Raw genomic sequence first — 3009 nt, 5'->3', positions numbered from 1 at the left:
TGACGAGCAAGAGACCTCAGGCGCGCGGCGAGGGTCGACCCCCACTCCGTCGAGCTTCGCTCGACACCTCTCCCCCGGTCGACGGGGGAGAGGAAAGGGCCGGGCAATGAGCGGCGGCGCTGACCTGAGGTGATTGTCTCGAATAGACATACGAGCGGCAACCGATCGCCGCGCACAATTCAATCAAAACCTGGGAGATATTCGGTGTCCGACAAGGTGAAAGTGCTGGTGGTGGGTCTCGGCAATATGGGTGCGTCGCATGCGAGCGCCTATCACCGGCTCGACGGTTTCGAGATTGTCGGCATCATGAGCCGGTCGATCAAGAGCAACACGAAGATTCCGGAAGAATTAGCCGGCTACCCACTCTACGAGGATTTCGACCAGGCGCTGAAGGAAACAAAACCGGACGCCGTCTCGATCAACAGCTGGCCGAACACCCACGCTGAATACGCGCTGAAGGCAATCGCCGCCAACTGCCATGTGTTCATGGAAAAGCCGCTCGCCACCAACAACGAGGATGCCGAGAAGGTGGTCGCGGCGGCGCGGGCCAAGAACCGCAAGCTGGTGCTCGGCTATATTCTGCGCGTGCATCCGTCGTGGATCAAGTTCATCGAGGTCGGCAAGACGCTCGGCAAGCCGCTGGTGATGCGGCTCAACCTCAACCAGCAGAGCAGCGGCAGCGCCTGGCACTGGCACAAGAACCTGATCGATTCGCTGATCCCGATCGTCGATTGCGGCGTCCACTATGTCGACGTCATGTGCCAGCTGACCGGCGCCAAGCCGGTGCGCGTGCACGGCATCGGCGCCAAGCTCTGGGCGGAAGCCGACAAGCAGAATTACGGCCATCTGCACGTCACCTTCGATGACGGTTCGGTCGGCTGGTACGAGGCGGGCTGGGGCCCGATGATGAGCGAGACGGCCTATTTCGTGAAGGACGTCGTCGGCCCCAAGGGCGCGGTGTCGATCGTCGCCGGCCAGCAGGCAAGCAGTGTTGCCGAGCTGGCAGAGGTTTCGAATTCCGCCGACATCGACCGCCACACCAAGACCGATGCGCTGAAGATCCATTATGCCGCTGTCGACGGCGACAAGAATTTCTCCAAACCCGACGAGATCGTCAGCATGGAGGACGAACCCGGCCACCAGGAACTCTGCGATCGCGAGCAGGCCTTCTTCCTGCGCGCCATCCGCGAGGATCTCGACCTCACCGAGCAGATGGATGCGGCAGTCAACAGCCTGCGCATCGTGCTGGCCGCCGAGCAGAGCATCGCGCTGGGGCGGACCATCGACCTGGCCTGAAGTCGCGCCAGCCCCCTCATCCGGCCGCTTCGCGGCCACCTTCTCCCCGTTGGGGAGAAGAGGGTGGCGCTGGCGCTGCAAGTCTCCTCTCCCCTCGGGGAGAGGTCAGCCGAGCGAAGCGGAGGCTGGGTGAGGGGGCCGATGCCCCAATACAGTTCTCCGCAGGAGCAGCATCAACACAAGCTATCCGCCGAAGGAGAGAGATATGGCCGCCGTCACCGACAGTCTGCTGAAAACCTATGCCGAGTCCGACGCGCTGGACCTTGCGGCGCTGGTGAAGCGCGGCGACGTTACCCCGGCGGAGCTGGTAGAAGCGGCGATCACGCTGGTCGATCGGCTCAACCCGACGCTCAATGCGGTCATCCATCGCCTCTACGACATGGCGCGCGCCCAGGCGCAGACGGTCGACACATCAGCGCCCTTCGCCGGCGTGCCATTCCTGCTCAAGGAGCTGGCCTCGTCCTGGACCGGGGCGCCGAACACCAACTCCTCATTCTACCTGAAAGATGTCGTCGCCGATTTCGACACCGAAGTGGTTCGCCGCATGAAGGCGGCCGGGCTGGTGCTGGTCGGCAAGTCGAACGCGCCGGAGAACGGTTGGTCGATCACCACCGAGCCAAAGCTCTACGGCGCGACGAAGAACCCGTGGAAGGAAGGCATCACGCCCGGCGGCTCCAGCGGCGGAGCGGCCGCGGCGATTGCTTCGCGCATGGTGCCGATCGCCGAAGCCAGCGATGGCGCCGGCTCGATCCGCATCCCGGCCTCCTGCTGCGGCATCGTCGGGCTGAAGCCGTCGCGCGGCCGCGTCAGCCTCGCGCCGTTCGGCGACTATTGGTATGGCGGCGCCTATTTCCTCTGCTGCTCGCGCACGGTGCGTGACACGGCGGCCTATCTCGACGCGGTCGCCGGCGCGCTGCCGGGCGACCCCTACACGCCGCCGGTTCCTGATGGCAGCTGGCTCAGCCTGTCGGCGCGGGCGCCAACGAAGCTGCGCATCGGCTTTTCCGTCACGCCGCCCAACGGCACCGCGATCGATCCGGAGGTGAAGGCGGCGGTGCTGGAGACCGTGGGGACGCTCGAGCGGCTCGGCCACCATGTCGAGGAGCATGACATGCCGCTCGACGCCAATGCTGTGTGGAAGACCTACACCAACATGACCTGCGTGCAGACGGCGGCGACCTTCGACTACCTTGAAACGGTGATGGGGCGGCCGGTGACACCGGGCGATGTCGAGGCGGTGACCTTTGCGATCATCGAGCGTGGCCGTGCGACCAGCGGCACCAGGCACATCTCCGATGTCGAGCAGCTCAGGCAGGTCGGCCGCGACATCGTCGGCGACCTTGGCGCCTACGATCTCTTCATCACCCCGACGCTGACGCAGCTGCCGCGCCCGCTCGGCTATTACGACATGTCGGAAACCGATATCGACCGCTACAACGCCAAATGGGCGGACTCGGTGTTTGCCTTCCCCTTCAACATCTCAGGCCAGCCGGCGATCTCGCTGCCGCTCGGCTGGTCGAAAGGCGGCGTGCCGATCGGCGTGCAGCTGGTCGGCCGCTACGGCGACGAGGCAACGGTGCTGGCCGCGTCGGCGCAGCTGGAGCAAGAGATGCCGTGGAGGGGGAGAAGGCCGGCGGTGAGTGGTTAGGTGCTTGGCAGCCCACCGCCGAGTTCCGTGGCGCCCCCCTCTGTCCTGCCGGACATCTCCCCCCC

The 3009-nt window shown here is 65.2% G+C and carries 2 protein-coding genes; both read left to right on the top strand.

What is annotated here, in order from left to right; translation table 11 throughout:
• Positions 1-204 precede the first annotated feature (204 nt).
• Positions 205-1296: a Gfo/Idh/MocA family protein gene (locus LB559_RS32780; protein WP_063173405.1), complete on the top strand. Its 1092-nt coding sequence runs from the start codon at positions 205-207 to the stop codon at positions 1294-1296.
• Positions 1297-1501: 205 nt separating this feature from the next.
• Complete coding sequence (locus tag LB559_RS32775; RefSeq protein ID WP_224675901.1) at positions 1502-2944, top strand: amidase; 1443 nt, start codon at positions 1502-1504, stop codon at positions 2942-2944.
• Positions 2945-3009: the final 65 nt, after the last annotated feature.

Origin of the sequence: Mesorhizobium sp. BR1-1-3 (genome assembly GCF_020165455.1) — a bacterium.
In the GTDB taxonomy this organism is placed as follows: Bacteria; Pseudomonadota; Alphaproteobacteria; order Rhizobiales; family Rhizobiaceae; genus Mesorhizobium; species Mesorhizobium ciceri.
Note: the sequence above shows the minus strand (reverse complement) of the source record. Positions and strands in the feature narration are given on the sequence as shown.

Excerpts from the sequence above, each read along its gene's own strand:
- LB559_RS32775 (WP_224675901.1), top strand. The coding sequence starts at position 1,502 with ATGGCCGCCGTCACCGACAGTCTGCTGAAAACCTATGCCGAGTCCGAC.